The 18064-nt window shown below is 67.4% G+C and carries 22 protein-coding genes and 2 tRNA genes; 6 read left to right on the forward strand and 18 right to left on the reverse strand.

The genetic code is table 11. From position 1 onward, the window contains the following. Positions 1 to 25 precede the first annotated feature (25 nt). The 9 genes from V7672_RS05485 to V7672_RS05525 all read right to left on the reverse strand — a co-directional run bounded on the left by V7672_RS05485 (position 26) and on the right by V7672_RS05525 (position 5955). The gene (locus V7672_RS05485; protein WP_286692026.1) at positions 26 to 331 is read right to left on the reverse strand and encodes an ETC complex I subunit; all 306 of its coding nucleotides are present in this window, start codon (positions 329 to 331) and stop codon (positions 26 to 28) included. A gap of 88 nt (positions 332 to 419) precedes the next feature. Then, positions 420 to 496 (reverse strand) — tRNA-Pro (locus V7672_RS05490). A gap of 51 nt (positions 497 to 547) precedes the next feature. Further along, positions 548 to 1048 carry a DUF192 domain-containing protein gene (locus tag V7672_RS05495; protein ID WP_335623589.1) on the reverse strand — a complete coding sequence of 167 codons (501 nt, stop codon included), beginning with the start codon at positions 1046 to 1048 and terminating at the stop codon, positions 548 to 550. Between the two features lie 4 nt (positions 1049 to 1052). Then, positions 1053 to 1541: a DUF192 domain-containing protein gene (locus tag V7672_RS05500; protein WP_335623590.1), complete on the reverse strand. Its 489-nt coding sequence runs from the start codon at positions 1539 to 1541 to the stop codon at positions 1053 to 1055. A 20-nt stretch (positions 1542 to 1561) separates the two neighbouring features. Further along, a complete protein-coding gene (locus tag V7672_RS05505) occupies positions 1562 to 2143 on the reverse strand; it encodes a cold-shock protein (protein WP_335623591.1) in 582 nt (193 codons plus the stop codon). A 365-nt stretch (positions 2144 to 2508) separates the two neighbouring features. Next, positions 2509 to 2583, reverse strand: a tRNA-Glu gene (locus tag V7672_RS05510). A 70-nt stretch (positions 2584 to 2653) separates the two neighbouring features. Beyond that, positions 2654 to 4465 carry a single-stranded-DNA-specific exonuclease RecJ gene (gene recJ, locus V7672_RS05515; RefSeq protein ID WP_335623592.1) on the reverse strand — a complete coding sequence of 604 codons (1812 nt, stop codon included), beginning with the start codon at positions 4463 to 4465 and terminating at the stop codon, positions 2654 to 2656. Positions 4466 to 4472: 7 nt separating this feature from the next. Beyond that, positions 4473 to 5432 carry a class II fructose-bisphosphatase gene (gene glpX / locus V7672_RS05520; protein WP_335623593.1) on the reverse strand — a complete coding sequence of 320 codons (960 nt, stop codon included), beginning with the start codon at positions 5430 to 5432 and terminating at the stop codon, positions 4473 to 4475. 64 nt (positions 5433 to 5496) lie between these two features. Then, positions 5497 to 5955, reverse strand: coding sequence for a hypothetical protein (locus V7672_RS05525; RefSeq protein WP_335623594.1), 459 nt, complete (start codon positions 5953 to 5955; stop codon positions 5497 to 5499). A gap of 94 nt (positions 5956 to 6049) precedes the next feature. Here V7672_RS05525 and phaC point away from each other — a divergent pair, with 94 nt between their 5' ends. The 3 genes from phaC to V7672_RS05540 all read left to right on the forward strand — a co-directional run bounded on the left by phaC (position 6050) and on the right by V7672_RS05540 (position 9615). Next, on the forward strand, positions 6050 to 8011 hold the full coding sequence (gene phaC / locus V7672_RS05530) for a class I poly(R)-hydroxyalkanoic acid synthase (protein WP_335623595.1): 1962 nt from the start codon (positions 6050 to 6052) through the stop codon (positions 8009 to 8011). Then, complete coding sequence (locus tag V7672_RS05535) at positions 8008 to 8388, forward strand: hypothetical protein (protein ID WP_335623596.1); 381 nt, start codon at positions 8008 to 8010, stop codon at positions 8386 to 8388. The genes phaC and V7672_RS05535 overlap by 4 nt, the downstream gene beginning before the upstream one ends. A gap of 63 nt (positions 8389 to 8451) precedes the next feature. Then, the gene (locus V7672_RS05540) at positions 8452 to 9615 is read left to right on the forward strand and encodes a serine hydrolase domain-containing protein (RefSeq protein WP_335623597.1); all 1164 of its coding nucleotides are present in this window, start codon (positions 8452 to 8454) and stop codon (positions 9613 to 9615) included. Between the two features lie 9 nt (positions 9616 to 9624). On the opposite strand, the gene msrB is transcribed toward V7672_RS05540, so the two are convergent. The 7 genes from msrB to V7672_RS05575 form a co-directional block, all read right to left on the reverse strand. Then, entirely contained in the window at positions 9625 to 10125 is a 501-nt protein-coding gene (msrB, locus tag V7672_RS05545; protein WP_335623598.1) for a peptide-methionine (R)-S-oxide reductase MsrB, read from the reverse strand. Positions 10126 to 10158: 33 nt separating this feature from the next. Then, on the reverse strand, positions 10159 to 11091 hold the full coding sequence (argC, locus tag V7672_RS05550) for an N-acetyl-gamma-glutamyl-phosphate reductase (RefSeq protein WP_335623599.1): 933 nt from the start codon (positions 11089 to 11091) through the stop codon (positions 10159 to 10161). 7 nt (positions 11092 to 11098) lie between these two features. Next, positions 11099 to 11488 carry a VOC family protein gene (locus V7672_RS05555; protein ID WP_335623600.1) on the reverse strand — a complete coding sequence of 130 codons (390 nt, stop codon included), beginning with the start codon at positions 11486 to 11488 and terminating at the stop codon, positions 11099 to 11101. Positions 11489 to 11598: 110 nt separating this feature from the next. Further along, the gene (locus V7672_RS05560) at positions 11599 to 11826 is read right to left on the reverse strand and encodes a hypothetical protein (protein WP_335623601.1); all 228 of its coding nucleotides are present in this window, start codon (positions 11824 to 11826) and stop codon (positions 11599 to 11601) included. Positions 11827 to 11902: 76 nt separating this feature from the next. Beyond that, positions 11903 to 12424: a 30S ribosomal protein S9 gene (gene rpsI / locus V7672_RS05565; protein ID WP_335623602.1), complete on the reverse strand. Its 522-nt coding sequence runs from the start codon at positions 12422 to 12424 to the stop codon at positions 11903 to 11905. Between the two features lie 2 nt (positions 12425 to 12426). Continuing rightward, positions 12427 to 12903 carry a 50S ribosomal protein L13 gene (gene rplM / locus V7672_RS05570; protein ID WP_335623603.1) on the reverse strand — a complete coding sequence of 159 codons (477 nt, stop codon included), beginning with the start codon at positions 12901 to 12903 and terminating at the stop codon, positions 12427 to 12429. Between the two features lie 185 nt (positions 12904 to 13088). Continuing rightward, positions 13089 to 13484, reverse strand: coding sequence for a hypothetical protein (locus V7672_RS05575; protein ID WP_335623604.1), 396 nt, complete (start codon positions 13482 to 13484; stop codon positions 13089 to 13091). 237 nt (positions 13485 to 13721) lie between these two features. On the opposite strand from V7672_RS05575, the gene V7672_RS05580 reads away from it, so the two are divergent. The 3 genes from V7672_RS05580 to V7672_RS05590 all read left to right on the forward strand — a co-directional run bounded on the left by V7672_RS05580 (position 13722) and on the right by V7672_RS05590 (position 17291). Further along, entirely contained in the window at positions 13722 to 15299 is a 1578-nt protein-coding gene (locus V7672_RS05580) for a DEAD/DEAH box helicase (protein ID WP_335623605.1), read from the forward strand. 119 nt (positions 15300 to 15418) lie between these two features. Next, positions 15419 to 16474, forward strand: coding sequence for a GGDEF domain-containing protein (locus tag V7672_RS05585; protein WP_335623606.1), 1056 nt, complete (start codon positions 15419 to 15421; stop codon positions 16472 to 16474). Continuing rightward, positions 16458 to 17291, forward strand: a complete 834-nt coding sequence (locus V7672_RS05590; protein WP_335623607.1) for a lysophospholipid acyltransferase family protein — start codon at positions 16458 to 16460, stop codon at positions 17289 to 17291. Before V7672_RS05585 ends, V7672_RS05590 begins: the two co-directional genes overlap by 17 nt. Here the strand turns inward: V7672_RS05590 and V7672_RS05595 are convergent. Continuing rightward, entirely contained in the window at positions 17279 to 17671 is a 393-nt protein-coding gene (locus tag V7672_RS05595) for a HesB/IscA family protein (RefSeq protein ID WP_335623608.1), read from the reverse strand. The two genes, V7672_RS05590 and V7672_RS05595, sit on opposite strands and share 13 nt — an antisense overlap. Before the next feature lie 4 nt (positions 17672 to 17675). After that, on the reverse strand, positions 17676 to 18062 hold the full coding sequence (locus V7672_RS05600) for an SUF system Fe-S cluster assembly protein (protein ID WP_335623609.1): 387 nt from the start codon (positions 18060 to 18062) through the stop codon (positions 17676 to 17678). Positions 18063 to 18064 lie beyond the last annotated feature (2 nt).

An 18064-nucleotide genomic window follows, 5' to 3' on the forward strand; every position in this document is an offset into this window, starting at 1 on the left:
GGGTCGCGGTCAGTCCGGCGGACGCTCAGTGCGTCCAGGGCTGTTTGCGGTGGGTGGCGAAATTGTCGGCATAGGCCTTGAGGATCAGCGGGGCCTCGTGCGGCTCCTGCAGACGGAAGGCGATCCCGTGGCGCTCGGCATAGGCGACGGCCTCGTCCCGGGTGTCGAAGGTCAGGCGCACCTGGCCGTTCATGTCGGTCGAGCCGGTCCAGCCCATCAGCGGGTCGATGAAGCGTGCGGACGCCGGCATGAACTCCAGAATCCAGGCGGCGGTCTTGGCCTTGCCCGACTGCATGGCGGTTTTCGCCGGTCTGTAGATACGCGCCAACATGTCTGTCTCGTTCACCTCAAAGGGGCTCTTGCCCCGCGCTGAACCTCGTTTAGCGAGCGTCGCCCCGGCGGTCCAGCCGCCCGGCCCTTGGTCGGGGCGAGAGGATTCGAACCTCCGACCCTCTGCTCCCAAAGCAGATGCGCTACCAGGCTGCGCTACACCCCGACATCAAGGGACGGCCCTCATGCCACGCCCCTGCCCGGCCCGCAACGCGGATCAGTGATCGCAGGGTGCGTCGGTATTGAAGAAGGGATGGAGAACGCGGTCGCCCGGCCGCGCGCCGATCTCGTCCATACGCCCGGCCCGGACCTCGAGCACGCCGTTGGCGGCCCCGCCTGAGGGATAGGTGGCCTCGGTATAGGGCGTGGTGCGGGCGGCGATCGAGATGATGCAGCCTTGCGGATCCACATAGACGATATCCAGCGAACTGGGCGTGTTCAGCATCCAGAAGCCACGCTCGGCCGCCTCGGGATACTGGAACAGCATGCCCCGGTCGTCGGCCAGCGGGGGACGGTACATCAGGCCCCGCTGGCGCTCTTCGAACTCATCCGCGATCTCGACCTCGAAGTCGAAACTGCCCCGGGCGGTGACCACCGTCAGGGGCTCGACCGGCAGGGCCTGCACGCCGTCCGCGGTCACCGCGTCCTGGGCACAGGCTCCGGTGAACAACAGCGCCGCAAGGAGGGCAGCAACAGGCAGGCTGCGGGTGAAGGTCATCACATCAACTGCAGGGGGTCTGGGTGTCGAAGAAGGGGTGGCGGACGCGGTCGCCCGGACCGGCCCCGATTTCGCTCATGCGACCGGCCCGGACCTCAAGAACGCCCTTGGCGGCTCCATTCGAGGGATAGGTCGTCTCGGCATGGGGCGTGGTGTGGGCGGCGATCGAGATGATGCAGCCCTGCGGGTCCAGATAGACAATGTCGAGCGAGCTGGGCGTGTTCTGCATCCAGAAGGCGCGCTCGGCCGCATCCGGGAACTGGAACAGCATGCCCTTGTCGTCTTCCAGCGGCGGGCGGTACATCAGGCCCCGCGCCCGCTCGGCCTCGTCGTCGGCGATCTCGACGTCGAAGTCGAAACTGCCCGCGTCGGTGACGACGCTGAGCGTTTCGACCGGCAGGGTCTGGCCATCCGCCGCGCCATGGTCCTGGCTGCAGGCACCGGTGAACAGAAAGGCCGCCATGATCGCGGCTGCGGGAAGATAACGCTTCAACACCTGTTCCACCTCTTTCGTCAGGCGGAAGTGTCTCCGCCCATTCTGATTTCCGCGACGACCAGGCCCTTGGGGCCTTCGCCGAAGCGAACCTGGACCGGATCGCCGGGCAACAGGTCCTCGATGCCGCAGCGACGCAGGGTCTCGACGTGGACGAAGATATCGCCCTCGGCCTCATCGCGCACCACAAAACCATAGCCCTTGGTGCGATTGAACCATTTCACGACCGCCGGCTCGAGCGGCAGGCCGGACAGAGGCTCGGCATCGGGGGCCGACGCAGATCGTCCAAAGGTCCTCAGGCCGTCATAGCCGGTACGGGGTTCAGACGGATCGGCGTTGTCGTCGTCAGCCAGATCGAGCACTTCAAGCACCTGCCAGCCCTTGGCGCGGCGGACGCACTCGCAGCGAATCGACGCGCCTTCAGGCGCGCTGTCCCGGCCGGTGTCGCGCAGGCTGCTGATGTGCAGCAGGACATCCTTGAGATCGGTCATGTCCGGATCGTCCGGAACGATGAACCCGTATCCCTTTCCGGGATCAAACCACTTGACCTTGCCGACGATCTCGATCGTCCCCGGCGTATCAAGCCCCTCTAGGTCAGACACAGCAAAACACCCCCGCCCGCGAACAGCAGACATGGGTATGTTTAACACGGTTCTGTGAAGCCTGTGGAGTGCGAAAACGCCGGTTTTACACCGCAGGTTGAAGGTGCGACGCAGTTGCAGCAGCTTGCAGGGCGACGGCGGAGCCTACGGCCGTGCCACAAGGGAACCGGCATCCGTAGGCCCCCGACCGCAGGCCTGGCAGCGACAGGTCGCTGGCAATGCGGAGACCGAACAGCTGATAGCTTTGCCGGGAATCGTTCATCCTGCCTGTCTAGCGCGAGAGCCGACGGGCGGGGAATGGCCTTTTCGTGCGAACCGCAGGCGCGGTGCCGACGGGCGATCACGGTGTGGGGGAAAACCCCGCGTGGCAGTCCCTAGGGGAATCGAACCCCTCTTTTCAGGTTGAAAACCTGACGTCCTAACCGATAGACGAAGGGACCGCTGCGCGGGAGGACGGCGATATAGCGGGCGATTCCGGCGCTTGCAACCCTCTTCGACCAACTGAATCAATCAGGCCCGTCGCGGGTCGGCGACATCGTCGATTTCGAACTGGACGCCGCGTCGGCCATTCCAGTCATCGGGCTTCAGACGACCCACGATATTCAGGGCGTCGCCGGCCGCCAGGGCCTGTCCGCTCTCCTGATCGGCACAGCGCCACGCGACCGCGCGCAGCGACCGGCCATCGGCCCCGCGCAGCAGGCAACGCAAATGCCCGCCTTTCATGGGTCGCACATCAACGGCCCGGACGCGCTCGAGCGCGAACACCGGTTCGGGGTTTCCGGGGCCGAAGGGTGCCAGTTTCTCGAACGATTCGAACAGGGCGCGATCCGCTGCGCCCGGCTCGATCAGGGCATCGACCAGAACGGCATCGAGGGCGCGCGCCGCCTCGGTATCGGTCTGGGCCGAAAGGGCCTGGTTCAGATAGTCGCGCAGGGCATCGATCCGGTCGATTCGTACCGTCAGCCCCGCCGCCATGGCGTGCCCGCCCCCGGCCAGCAGCACGCCGTCATCAAAGGCCTGCTGGACGGCGCGGCCCAGGTTGTAGCCCGCTTGCGACCGGCCCGAGCCCTTGCCGATGCCGTTAAGGGTGTCGAGGCCGATCACGACCACCGGCTTGCGCCAACGCTCGCGCAGACGACCGGCGACGATGCCGACGACGCCGGGGTGCCAGCCCTCGCCCGCGATCACGGCGGCGGAGACCGACGGATCCTCGACGCCCATGGCCTCGCCCTGACGGACGGCAGCCTCGGTGACGTCGGCCTCGACTTCGCGCCGGGCGATATTCAGCGCGTCCAGCTCGCGGGCCAGCGCCATGGCCTCGGCCGGGTCATCGGTCGACAGCAGGCGCGCGCCCAGATCGGCGCGTCCGATCCGGCCACCGGCATTGATGCGCGGGCCGAGGATAAAGCCGGCATGATTGCTCTTGGCCTCGCCGGGTTCACTGCCCGCCACGTCCAGCAGGGCCTTCAGCCCGGGGTTGGCCCAGGACGACATGACCTGCAATCCCAGTCGCGCCAGCGCGCGGTTGAAGCCGGTCAGGGCGGTGACGTCACAGATGGCGCCCAGCGCCGCCAGATCCAGCCAGCGACGCAGGTCAGGTTCCGTCCTGCCCTCGAACAGGCCGCGCCTGCGGACTTCGCGGTTCAGGGCGGCCAGCAGCACAAAGACCACCCCGGCCGCCGCCAGATTGCCCTGCCCCGAGCGACAGTCGGACCTGTTGGGATTGACCACGGCCAGACAGGCCGGCGCCTCGCCCCGCATCAGATGGTGGTCGATGACGACGACGCCGAGCCGGATGTCGGCCGCATGGGCCAGCGCGACCTCGGCGGCCGCGCCGCAGTCCACGGTGATGACCAGATCGGCACCGGCGGCCTTGAGCGTGTCGAACGCCCGGGGGCTGGGGCCATAGCCCTCGGTCAGGCGATCCGGGACATAGAGGGACAGGTCGTGGCCCATCTCGCGGAACCAGCGGACCAGCAGGGCCGCGCTGGACGCACCGTCCACATCATAGTCGGCGAAGACGTGGATATTGGCCCGACGCTCCAGCGCATCGACGATGGCCGAGGCGGCTGCGTCCATGTCGGCAAAACTGGACGGGTCCGGGAACAGGGCGCGCAGGGTCGGATCGAGGAAGTCGGCCCCCTCCTCCGGCCTGACCCCGCGTGAGGCCAGGGCGCGGGCCAGCGGCTCCCCCAGACCCAGCGACTGGGCGTGGGACCGTGCGACCGCCGGATCGTACGGGCGCTCGCGCCACTGACGCCCGGACAGCGAGCGTTCGACCCCGAGAAAGGCCGGTGTGTCAGAGGGCGCGGAGCCGTCCACCGGTCCGTCAGGCCGGGCGCGAGGTGCGGATGCGGCGCACCGTGCGCGTGAAGGAGTCCATCACCAGGGTGTGGGTCTCGATGCGGCCGTCCACATAGCGGACGCCGTCCAGCATGGCGCCCTTGGTCACGCCGGTGGCGACGAAGATGGCATCCTTCGACACCAGCTCATGGAGGTCATAGGTGCGGTCGAAATCGGTGACGCCGGTGCGCTCGGCGCGGGCCCGCTCGTCATCGTTGCGGAAGATCAGCCGTCCCTGGAAATGGCCGCCGACGCACTTCAGTGCGGCGGCTGCCAGCACGCCCTCGGGCGCCCCGCCGGAGCCGAGGTACAGGTCGATGCCGGTCTCGGGTTCAGCCGTATGGATGACGCCCGCCACATCGCCGTCGGTGATCAGCAGCACCCGGGCCCCGACCTCGCGCAGGGCGGCGATCAGCTCGGCGTGGCGCGGACGGTCCATGACACAGACGGTGATGTCGGAGGGGCTGACCCCCTTGGCCGAGGCCAGCGAGCGGACGTTGTCCTGTGGCGACATGCCCAGATCGACCGTGCCCGGGGCGAAGCCGGGGCCGATGGCGATCTTGTCCATATAGGTGTCGGGCGCGTGCAGCATGCCGCCGCCGGGCGACATGGCCAGAACGGTCAGGGCATTGGCCATGGCCTTGGCCGTCAGGGTGGTGCCCTCCAGCGGGTCCAGCGCGATGTCGATGGCCGGGCCTTTGCCGGTGCCGACCTTCTCGCCGATGTAGAGCATGGGCGCTTCGTCGCGCTCGCCCTCGCCGATGACGATCTTGCCGTCGATATCGAGCGCGTTCAGGGCCGTACGCATGGCGTCGACGGCCAGCTGGTCGGCGGCCTTTTCGTCGCCGCGCCCGATCTGGGCATAGCTGGCGATGGCGGCCAGTTCAGCGACCTCGGCGGCCTCGAACGGCAGGCTGGCGGCGTAGGGTTTGGCGTCCTGGGCCATAGGTGTCTCCTGAGGGTGCGTGACCCTTGCGGTCCGCGCCAGTGTTGGATGTGTGCGACAGGTGTCAGCGTCGAGGGACGGGCGGGGGCGCCCTGCCCCGGTCCCGCAGATCCTGGGCGAAAGCCTCAACCTCCTGACGCGTCCGGAGCGTAGCGGGGGCCAGCGGCCGCGCGGCAATGTCCTCGGCGATCCGGCGGGCGAATCTTTCGGGATCGTCGAGCGTCCAGTCGATCGCGGCGACGTCGGCCGCCGTGGCGGCCGAGGCGCTATCGAGCGCCGCGACCTGGACCGAGACGGCGGCCGCATCGGGAGCGGCTGTCCCCTGGCGCGGAAAATTCCGCCATTCCGGGTAGCGGCGATTCTCGTCGATCAGGGAGACGATTCGCGGCGAAAGCGGCGCGACCGTACTGTCAGAGACCGGGTCCGGCGTGGCGCAGCCGACCGCGCCTGCGGCCAGCACAGTGCCGAGGCCGGCCACCGTCCACTTTTTCATCCGCTGCGCATTCATCTCGGGCACGGTCATATGCCATGATCCCCCCGCAAGAAAGGGCAAGGACGCGATCCGGCACGCCGTTGTGATGTGCCCCTCGTGGAGCCGCGCCCGACGAGAGGATCCCATGGCCAGACGCCCGACCGATTCCACGACGCCTTCGAAGAGCGCAGGCAAGACGGCGCCGACCCGGGCGCCGCGCAAGTCCGGACGACCGACCTCGGCCAAGGGGACGTCCAAGCCCCGGGCGGCCAGGGCCAAACCCGAGGCGGCCCCGACGGTCGAGGCCGAGCCCAAGGCTTCCCCCTCGCCCGCGGCATCGCCGGAAGAGGCCCTGCCCGATCTGGAAGCCCTGTCGATGAATCTGGCCCGGGCGGCGATGATGGCCCAGGCCGCCATGGCCGAATCGGCGATGAGCCAGGCCGGACGGCCGGCGGCGCTCAACCCGGACCCGTTCAATGTCGGCCCGGCCATGGCCTCGGTGATGAGCGGGCTGGCATCACGCCCCGACAAGCTGTTCCAGGCCCAGGCCGATCTGTTCTCGCGCTACATGGACCTGTGGTCCTCGACCGCCAGCCAGACGCAAGGCGTGCCCGCCCCCGACGGCCGGCCCGACAAGCGGTTCAAGGACCCCGCCTGGAGCGAGAATCCGACCTTCGACATCATGCGCCGGTCCTATCAGCTGTCCGCCGACTGGATGAATGAGCTGGTCTCGTCGGTCGAGGATATCGATCCCCGCACCAAGCGCCGGGCCGAGTTCTTCACCCGCCTGCTGACGGACGCCTTTTCGCCCTCGAACTTCCTCGCCTCCAACCCGGCCGCGCTGAAAGCCCTGGCCGAGAGCAATGGCGAATCCCTGGTCAAGGGCATGCAGAATTTCGCCGCCGACATGGAGCGTGGGCACGGCAAGCTGAAGATCAGCCAGGCCGACTATGGACGGTTCAAGGTCGGTGAGAACGTCGCCACAGCTCCGGGTCAGGTGGTCTGGCGCGACGAGTTGTTCGAACTGATCCAGTACGCCCCCGCGACGGAACAGCAGCATGAGATCCCGCTGCTGATCTTCCCGCCCTGGATCAACAAATTCTACATCCTGGACCTGCAGCCGGCCAATTCGATGATCCGCTGGCTGTCGGCGCAGGGGTTCAGCGTGTTCGTCTGCTCGTGGGTCAATCCCGAGGCGGACAAGGCCGGGTACGGGTTCGACGACTATCTGGAGAAGGGCATCTATCGCGCCATCGACAAGGTGCGCGAGCAGTGCGGGACAAAGACGGTCAACACTGTTGGCTATTGCATCGGCGGGACGCTGATGGGTGCGGCGCTGGGCCATATGGCGGCGACGGGACGCAAGGACGTGGGCGCGACCACCTTCTTTGCCGCCCAGCACGACTTTGCCGAGGCCGGCGACCTGCTGCTGTTCACCGACGAGCACTGGCTGGAAGAGATCGAGCGCCAGATGGATGAGGCCGGCGGGGTGCTGCCCGGCAGCGCCATGGCCGACACCTTCAACGCCCTGCGCGCCAATGATCTGATCTGGTCGTTCTTCGTCTCCAACTATCTGATGGGCAAGGACCCGCCCGCCTTCGACCTGCTGTTCTGGAACGCGGACCAGACGCGGATGCCAAAGCGGCTGCACATGGACTATCTGCGCTCGATGTATGGGCGGAATGCCCTGACGGCCGGCGAGTTCGAGCTGGGCGGGGTGACGATCGACCTGTCGAAGGTGACGATCCCGCTCTACTTCCAGGCCAGCCGGGAGGACCATATTGCGCCGACGCGGTCGGTCTACCGTTCGGCGCGGGCCTTTACGGGCGCAGATGTGACGCTGACACTGGCGGGCTCGGGCCATATCGCCGGGGTAATCAACCCACCGTCCGCCAAGAAGTACGCCCACTGGACCAATGACGCCCTGCCCGAAACCTTTGATGACTGGCTATCAGCGGCGAAGGAGCATCCGGGCAGCTGGTGGCCGCACTGGGCCGAATGGCTGGCCAAGCGGTCGGGGGCAAAAGTCGCCGCCCGCGATCCCGAGAAGGGGCCCCTGCCCGCGCTGGAGCCCGCCCCCGGCAGCTATGTGAAGGTGCGCTCGTGAGGTCGGTGGGGCCCAATCTGCTGCTGGCGATCACCACGGGCACGGCCTATGCCCTGCAGGTGCTGACGACCTCCGTCTATGGCCGGACGGACCAGACGCTCAAGTACGTCCTGCTCGCCCTGCTGGTGCCCGCCCTGTTCGTCGTCATGAACGGCTGGCTGCTGAAGCGCATGGGACGGGCACCCCTGCCGCTGGTCCATATCGATACGCCCGGAACGGCCATGTGGGCACTGGTATTTCCGCTGCTGACCCTGATCGGGGCGGCCATTCCGGTGTTTGTCCCCGGCTATGACTACGGCCTGCTGATCGTCATCGCCGGGGTGTGGGTCGGCCTGACCGTCCAGTCGGCACTGGCCGCACGGCGGGGAGCCCCCTAGGCCGGCGCTCCGGGTCATGCCGACGGGTATGCCGGTGGCTCCCTCACTGCTAGGCTTGTGCGCATGACCCGTCTTCGCACACTCGCCGCCGCCCTCCTCCTGTCCGTGGCCCTCGCCGCCCCGGTCTGCGCCCAGCAACCCACGCCCGAGAGCAACCCCGCTGCGGTGCTGTTCTGGGCGCCGGCCGACCGCGAGCGCGCCTTCCGGCAGATGGAGACGGTCATGCCGCACGCGACGGTGTCGCGGGGCGAGACCCCGGTGCGAGCCCTGCCCGTCGGCGAGCCGATCGCACTTGATCCCTCGGCCTATATGGCGGCCGAGAAGGTCGCGGGCGTGCTGGTCATCCAGGACGGGCGCATCCGGCTGGAACGCTACGGCCTCGGCATCGACGAGCGGGACCATTGGGTCTCCTTCTCCATGACCAAGAGCCTCACCTCGACGCTGGTCGGCACGGCGCTCAAGAGCGGCGCCATCGGGTCGCTGGAGGACCCGGTCACCCTCTACCTTCCGGCCCTCGCGGGCGGCGGCTATGACGGCGTCACCGTTCGCCAGCTGCTGACCATGACCTCGGGCGTGCGCTGGAATGAGGACTATTTCGACCCCACCTCCGACGTCGCGCGCTTCCTGCAGGAGCCCGCGCGCCCCGGCGAGGATCCGGTCGTCACCTATATGGGCCGCCTGCCTCGGGCCGCCGAGCCCGGGACCCGCTGGAACTATTCGACCGGCGAGACCAATCTCGTCGGATCGCTGATCGCTGCCGCCGAGGGCAAGCCGTTGGCCCAGCTGCTGTCGGAACGGATCTGGTCGCGCGCGGGCATGGAGGCCGACGCCTATTGGGCCCTGGACCAGGGCGGACGCGAGATGGGCGGCTGCTGCGTGTCGGCGACCCTGCGCGACTGGGGCCGGATCGGCCTCATGGCGCTGGAGGACGGCTGGCTGGACGGCGAGCGTATCGTGCCGGACGACTGGTTCGCCCAGGCGGTGGTCAAACAGGCCGAAACGGGCGACCCCGGCGAAGGCTATGGCTTCCAGTGGTGGACCAAGGACGACGGCATCTATGCCGCCTACGGCATCTTCGGCCAGACCATTCGCGTCGATCCGGAGCGCGGGCTGATCATCGTGCTGCTGTCGGCCTGGCCCCGCGCCGTGGGCCAGCCCCACAGCACCGCCCGCGAGGCCTTCTTCCGCCAGGTCGAGGCGGCCGTCGACGCCGCGCCCCAACCCTGACCTGACACGTCAGGCGGGCCGGAAGATCAGGGCGACGCCGTTGTTGCAGTAGCGCTTGCCGGTCGGGCGCGGGCCGTCATTGAAGACGTGGCCCTGGTGCCCCAGGCAACGGGCACAGTGGTACTCGGTGCGCGGCACGCCGATCGCATAGTCGGTCTTGGTGCCGATGTTGCGGGACATAACGTCCCAGAAGCTCGGCCAGCCGGTGCGCGAGTCATATTTCCAGCGCGACTCGAACAGCGGCAGCTCGCAGCCCCGGCACAGGAAGGTGCCCGTGCGGGACTCATTGTTCAGCGGGCTGCTGTAGGGACGCTCGGTCGCCTCCTCGCGCAGGACCGCATAGGACAGACCCGGCAGGCGCGCCCGCCACTGGGCCTCGGTCAGGCGGCGAAAGGGCGAGTCGGCGAAGCGCGGATCGCCGGTGCTGGCGGTCTCGGACGAACAGCCGGCGAGGGTCAGGCCGCCGAGGCCGGCCAGCAGGGATCGACGGTGAAGGATCGGGTGGGTCATGGTTTCAGCTACGACGCTATCCCTTCGGCGGTTTCAGGTGAGGCCCGCGCCCTCGTCCAGACCCAGCATGAGGTTGAGGTTCTGGACCGCCGCGCCGGAGGCCCCCTTGCCCAGATTGTCCAGCAGGGCCACGAGGCGGGCCTGATGGCCGTCGCGGTCGCCGAACACGTGCAGGCGCAGGCGGTTGGTGCCGTTGAGGCTCTCGGGCGTCAGGCCGCCCAGGGCCTCGGTGTCTTCCAGAGACGCGACCTCGACGAACCGGGCGCCGTCATAGGCCTCGACCAGGGCGCCATGGATCACCTCGATCGACGAGGGCGACGGCAGGGCCGACAGGTGAAGAGGCACTTCGACCAGCATGCCCTGGCGGTAGTTGCCGACCGCCGGTGAGAACAGAACAGGACGGGAAAGTCCTGCATGTTTCGTCATTTCCGGCACGTGCTTGTGCTTCAGCGTGAGGCCATAGGCGCGGAAGGGGTCGGGGGTGCCCCCCTCGAATTCCGCGATCATGGCCTTGCCGCCGCCGGAATAGCCCGAGACAGCGTTGACGCTGACCGGCCAGTCGACGGGGATCAGGCCCGCCCGCACCAGCGGCGCCACCAGGGCCAGAAAGCCGGTGGGATAACAGCCCGGATTCGACACGCGGGTCGAGCCGGCCACAGCCTCGCGCTGGCCCGGGCGCAGTTCGGGAAAGCCATAGGCCCAGCCGGGCGCGACGCGATAGGCGGTCGAGGCGTCGATCACCCGCACCGCCGGATTCTCGACCATGGCCACGGCCTCGCGGGCCGCGTCGTCGGGCAGGCACAGGATGACCGCATCGGCGCTGTTCAGGGCCTCACGCCGCGCCTCGGGATCGCGCCTGCGGTCGCCCAGCAGGATCAACTCGAGGTCCGATCGCCCCTCGACCCGCTCGCGGATCTCAAGGCCCGTAGTTCCGGCTTCGCCATCGATGAACAGGGTGTGGGTCATCTGCGTCTCAATCAACCACCGCCACGCCGGGCGGGTACCAGGTAATCTCGAACCTTAGGCCGTCCGGGTCCTTGAGGAACAGGGCCTTTGCACCGCCGAGGTCCTGAATTTCGGGCACCTCGAGCCCCGCGGCCTGCATGGCGTCGCGGATGGCCGTGACGGTTTCGGCATCGGGCGCCCCGAATCCCAGGTGGTTGAGGCCGGCGCCATACCGCTCATAGGGCCGGGTCTCGGGCCTTGCCGGCAGGAACTGCAGGAAGAAGCCCTCTCCGTCGGTCCAGTTCTCGCGCGTGGTGCGGTGAAAGCCCAGCAGCGGCAGAAGGGTCTCATAGAAGGTCCGGCTGGCCTCGATCGAGGTCACCAGCAGGGTCAGATGGTCCAGCTTGAGGTTCGGCATGAGGGGCCCCCTTTCAGCGGCGATATGGGAATCCGGAGGCGCGGGGGCGAGAGGGGCGCGGTGCCCGTCCGCGTTTGCGGCGGGTTGGAGGGCAGGCAGATCGCCGGCCGCTAGTCAGTGCCGGTGGAATACCAGTCCTGGGCGGGGCGAGCGAACAGGTATCCGGGCCAGACCGGGAAAGAGACGACCACGGCTTCACATTCGAGAGGCTCATGACACAGATAGATGACGACCTTTTCGCCCTCGGCAACGCCCCCCACAGCGACGATGTCTTCCTCGCGGAGGTGGTGACCGCCCTCCGGTTCGCGATCATTGCCCGTGACGGAAAACCGCTTCATTGCGCTCTGCCTCCAAAGAAAAAGGGCGCCCCGGTTCCCCGAAGCGCCCTCTTCCATACGGTATTTTCGAAACGCCTTAGCGCTTCGAGAACTGGAAGCTGCGGCGGGCCTTGGCGCGGCCGTACTTCTTGCGCTCGACGACGCGGCTGTCGCGGGTCAGGAAGCCGTGGGGCTTCAGAACCTTGCGCAGCTCGGGTTCATAGTGCGTCAGGGCGTGCGACAGGCCGTGGCGGATGGCGCCGGCCTGGCCCGACAGGCCGGAGCCCTGGACGGTGCAGACCACGTCGAACTGGGTGGTGCGGTCGGTGACGGTCAGCGGCTGGGCCACCATCATCTGCAGCACGGGGCGCGCGAAATAGGCGTTCAGCTCCTTGCCGTTGACGGTGATCTTGCCCGAGCCGGGCTTGATCCACACGCGGGCAATGGCGTTCTTGCGCTTGCCGGTCGAATAGGCGCGGCCCAGCGAGTCCAGCTCCTGGACGTAGGTCGGCGCCGATTCACCTTCGGAACCCATGCCCTTCAGGGCATCGAATCCGGTGGCGGCGGGCGTGTCGGCCGGGGCGGCGGTGTCGATTTCGGTATTGGTCGCGTCGGTCATGATCAGACGGTCCGGGTGTTCTTGGAGTTGGCCGACTTGAAGTCGATCGTTTCCGGCTGTTGGGCTTCGTGGGTGTGCGAGCTACCGACGAAAAGGCGCAGGTGCGTCATTTGCTTGCGGGCCAGGGGGCTTTCCTTGGGCAGCATGCGCTCGACGGCCTTTTCCATGACGCGCTCGGGGAAGCGGCTGTTCAGGACCTTCTCGGGGGTGGTTTCCTTGATCCCGCCCGGGTGGCCGGTGTGCCGATAGTAGACCTTGTCGGTCGACTTCTTGCCGGTGAACACCACCTTGTCGACGTTGGTCACGATGACATAGTCACCGCAATCGACGTGGGGGGTGTAGTCGGGGCGGTGCTTGCCGCGCAGGCGGTTGGCGATGAAGGTCGCGAGGCGGCCCACCACGACGCCTTCGGCGTCGATGTGGATCCACTTCTTCTCGACATCGGCCGGCTTCAGCGAAGCCGTGGTGCTCTTCAGCATGTCTGGAGGTCCTGATGGTCGGTCGGGGCCCCAGAGATGCGGAGCGCCGGAATGAAGGCGGGCTGCTACAGGACCACAGGCCGCCCGTCAATCCCCATCGCGACACGCATATGCCGTTAGCGCGTTGGTTTTGCTAACTAAAATATATACGGTATTAAATTACCGCATAAACCGGGCTGAATTGTTCAGCTCCGGCCCCGAACCAGGGTGTTGCGAACCCGTCGGCCCAGCGGATCGCGCGCCGTCCAGCTGTCGCCGATCTCGGCCTCGACGATGTCGCTGCAGAAGCGGGGCAGCATGAATCCCGGCCGGATGCGGGTCACGCAGACCTTGTTGCGGTCCACCTGCCAGCGGGCGGTGATGCGGGTGCCGTCCGAGAAGCGGCCCTCATAGCTGCCGTCGCGGTTGAACCAGTGCTTGACCCAGCCGCCGTCCGGATAGTGGGACATGACCGTATTCTCGAAGGCCACGGCCATGAAGGGCGGCACGTCGTCGGCGCGGACGGCGCCTGCCTGCAGACCCGTACCCGACCCCATCACCAGACCCATGGCCATGACGACCATCAAAAGCGGCTTGCGCATGCGCGGCCCCTCCCCTTGCAACTTCCCCGCACGGACTATTAACGATCTGTTAGGTTTTGCAAGACCGTCGGCAGGTCAAATACTTGACTTCGCCGTGTGGATATCTATATCCGGCCCTCGTGTTCGGAACAGGAACGGCAACGGGGCCGCCCGCACGCCCAGAGGGGCGGTTTCGCACACAGTCGGCTCCCGACGGGGGCCCGCTCTTTCTCCTGTTCCCGAACATGCAAGGTTTGAATGACCGACTTTACCCAGCTGGGCCTTTCGCCCACGACGCTGCAGGCCGTAATCGATACCGGCTATACGACCGCCACCCCCATCCAGGCCCAGGCCATTCCTGTCGCCCTCGCCGGGCGTGACGTACTGGGGATCGCCCAGACCGGCACGGGCAAGACCGCCGCCTTTACCCTTCCCCTCATTGAACGTCTGGCCTCGGGCCGGGCCAAGGCGCGCATGCCGCGGGCCCTGGTTCTGGCGCCGACCCGCGAGCTGGCCGACCAGGTGGCCGAGAGCTTTGCCAAATACGCCAAGGGCACCAAGCTGAACTGGGTGCTGCTGATCGGCGGCGTGTCGATGGGCGACCAGATCGCGGCGCTGAACAAGGGCGTGGACGTGCTGATCGCCACGCCGGGCCGCCTGCTGGATCTTTTTGATCGCGGCAAGATGATGCTGAACGGCGTCGAGATCATGGTCGTCGACGAAGCCGACCGCATGCTGGACATGGGCTTCATCCCGGACATCGAGAAGATCTTCAAGCTGACGCCGCCGCGGCGCCAGACGCTGTTCTTCTCGGCCACCATGCCGCCCGAGATCACCCGGCTGACGACCCAGTTCCTGAAGGACCCGACCCGGATCGAGGCCTCGCGCCCCGCCATGACGGCCGAGACCATCACCCAGTATCTGGTGCGCATCCCCGGCTCTGATCCCAAGCTGAAGCGCGAAGCGCTCCGGGCGCTGGTGGGCCGCGACGACGTGAAGAACGGCATCGTCTTCTGCAATCGCAAGTCGGAAGTGAACGTCGTCGCCAAGTCGCTGAAGCAGCACGGCTTTGACGCATCGCCGATCCATGGCGATCTGGACCAGAGCCTGCGCACCAAGACGCTGGCCGACTTCCGCTCGGGGGCGCTGAAGATCCTGGTGGCCTCGGACGTGGCCGCGCGCGGCCTCGACATCCCCGACGTCAGCCATGTGTTCAACTATGACGTCGCCCATAACGCCGACGACTATGTGCACCGCATCGGCCGCACGGGGCGCGCCGGCAAGACCGGCCAGACCTTCATGATCGTGACGCCGTCGGACGACCGCTCGCTCGACAAGGTGCTGAAGCTGATCAAGATGACGCCGGAAGAGCTGACGCTGGACCTGTCGTCGGGCGGCAAGGCCCGTCCCGCGAAGGCAGAGCCGGCAAAGGCTGGCGATGAGGCCGCCGCGGCAGAAAAGCCCGCGCGGTCGCGGCGGCAGGCCAGTCCTGCTGCGGCTGAAGAGACCTCGGGCGAGGCCCCTGCCCGCCGCTCGCGCTCGCGTCGCAAGCCTCAGGATGATGGCTCGGTGCTTGACGTGACGCCCGCCGAGGCCGCGTCTGCGGACCAGCCGACCGAGGCGCCCAAGCCGGAAGCTTCCGATGCCGAACCGCGCAAGCGCTCGCGCTCACGCGGTGGCCGGGGTCGCAAGGACGACAGCGCGCCGGAGGGCCGCAAGGCCGCCGAGCCCCGGAAGGATAATGACAGCCGCAAGGACTCCGCACCGATCAAGGCGTCGGACAGTTCGGCCTTTGGCAATGACGGCGTGCCGGCCTTCCTGCGGCGTCCCATCTGACATCCGGCTTGATCGCCCTCCCGGTTCTTCGACCCGGCTTAACCCGCTGTTACGCTTCAGCGGTTAGCCTTTTCAGCGTCGATCCAGAACGGATCGGGGTGCCCGGGGGGACAGGACGCATGACGGAGAAGGTCGACACCACCGTACGGGGGCCGGATGCCTATGGCCTGGCCCGGCGCGTGCTGGACGACATGGAAGCCGCCGGAGTCTGGCCGACCCCCGTCAACTTCGAGCTGTGGCTGCACTATGTCGGCGATCCCGAAGGCCCCCTGGGGCGCGAGATCCGACGCATCCTGGCCACCAAGGAGCCCTTCTCGGAGTCGACCTCCGAGATGCTAGCCTCCGAATATCTGCCGCGCGGCCGCCTGAGCGAGGAGATCCGCGACGCAGGCCGCCTGCTGGACAGGGAACTGTCCTCGGTGGCGAGCACCATCGCCAATGCCCACAAGTCGCAGGTCGAATACGGCGTCACCCTGGCCGATGCGTCCGGTCAGATGGACGGCGTCGACAATGCCGACGCCCTGAAGTCTCTGGTCAGCACCCTGGCCGACGCGACCCAGAAGGCGCAGAGCCAGAACAGCACGCTTGAAAAGCAGCTGCAGACCTCGACCCGCGAGGTGGCCAAGCTGCGTGAGCACCTTGAGCAGGTGCGGCGCGATGCGATGACCGACGCCCTGACCAATCTGGCCAACCGCAAGGCCTTTGACGAACATCTCGAGGGCTCGGTGGGCGCCGCCCATGCGAATGGCAAAGGCCTGACGCTGGCGGTCATCGACATCGACCATTTCAAACGCTTCAACGACACCTGGGGCCATCAAACCGGCGATCAGGTGCTGCGCTATGTCGCCAGCGTGCTGGGCCGGACCGCCAAGTCCCCGCGCCTCGCCGCCCGCTACGGCGGTGAGGAGTTCGCCATGATCTTCCCCGACGAGAGCATTCCGTCGGTCGAGAAGGCCCTGAATGCGGTGCTCAAGGAAATCTCGTCGCGCGCGCTGCGGCGCCGATCGACGAATGACGAGCTGGGCGCCGTGACCATTTCCGCCGGCTTCGCCCGCCTGCGCCCGAAGGAAACAGCCGCCGGCCTGCTGGAGCGGGCCGATGCGGCCCTCTATGCCTCCAAGCGGGGCGGTCGCAACCGGGTGACCGACGCGGACCAGCTTGAACAGGCCGCCTGACATCTCCGACGACGGGCCGCTTGCCCCGTTCAGCCGCCCGCGCAGCCTCGCGTTCGCGGCGGCCTACTGGAGCCTGTCGATCGTCTATTGCCTGGCGGCCGTGCTGGCCGCCGTGCTGCCGGGCCGCAAGGCCACCGGCTGGATCATCCGGCGCTATGTGCGGCGCATGGTGCAGGCCATGCGGCTGCTGGCCGGGATCCGGACCGAGGTGCGCGGACGCGCGCGGCTGCCCGAGGGCGGCTTTATCATTGCGGCCAAGCACCAGAGCTGGGGTGACGGCTATACGGTCTATGACCAGTTCGGGGACCTGGCCTTCGTCACCGGCGACCACCTCGAGAAATTTCCGCTGATGAGCACGGTGCTGCGCAAACTGGGGGCCATCGTGGTCAACAACTGCGGTGGCCACGAAGCGCGCGCGGCGCTGAAGCGGCGGGCGGCCGACGCCCATGCCGAGGGCCGGCGGATCCTCATCTATCCCGAGGGCAATCTGGCGAAGGTCGGTGAGAAATTCCGGTACCGCTCCGGCGTCTGGCACATGTACCGCGACTTCGACATGCCGGTCGTCCCGGTGGCGACCAATCTGGGCCTGTTCTGGCCGCAGGAGCAGTTTTTGAAACGGCCCGGCACGGCCACGATCGAATTCCTCGAGCCCCTGCCGACCGGTCTGGCCAAGGACGAATTCATGGCCCGGCTGGAGACGGCGATCGAAGGCCGGACCGCCGAACTGGTGGCCGAAGCCAGTGGTCAGCCGGTCACGCCCGCCGTGCAGGTGCCGACCCCGGATGAGGTCCGCAAGGCCGCCGCTCAGGCGTCCTGAGCCACCGGCGTGATCGTCACGCTTTCGCCGCAGCCGCAGGCGTCGGTCTGGTTCGGATTGCGGAACACGAATTTCGAGGCGAGGTCGGTGACCTGAAAGTCGATCTCGCTGCCGATCAGGAACAGGATGGCCTTGGGGTCGATCAGAACCGTGGCGCCCTTGTCCTCGACCACCTCGTCCAGCGGTTCGACGCGCTCGGCATACTCCACCGTATATTCCTGACCCGCGCAGCCGCCGTTCTTGACGCCGATGCGCAGGCCCGCGCACGGGCCCGAGGCGGCCTCGGTCAGCTGGCGGATACGGGCGGCGGCGGCCTCGGTCAGGCGAACAGCCTGGGGGCGTGGACGACGGGCGGGGCGTGTGGTGGTCAGATCGGTCATGGGCCTAGAACATATTGAGCGCGAGTTTGGCCTCGTCGCTCATCTTGGAGGGGTCCCAGGGCGGGTCAAACACCAGATTGGCCTTGGCTGAGCGGACGCCCTCGACCGTCATGACCGCATCCTCGACCCAGCCGGGCATCTCGCCGGCCACCGGACAGCCGGGCGCAGTCAGGGTCATCTCGACCAGCACGTCCTTGTCGTCCGAGACGTCGACCTTGTAGATCAGGCCCAGCTCATAGATGTCGACCGGGATTTCCGGGTCGAACACGGTCTTGAGCGCCGTGACCAGATCGTCCGTCAGGCGGTCGAGCTCGGCCTGGCTGAGCGCGCTCTTTTGAGGGGCGTCCCAGCTTTCGGCAAAGTCGGCGTTTTTGGTGATGGCGTCGTCCATGA

It is taken from the genome of Brevundimonas sp. (genome assembly GCF_036963785.1).
Classification (GTDB): Bacteria; Pseudomonadota; Alphaproteobacteria; order Caulobacterales; family Caulobacteraceae; genus Brevundimonas.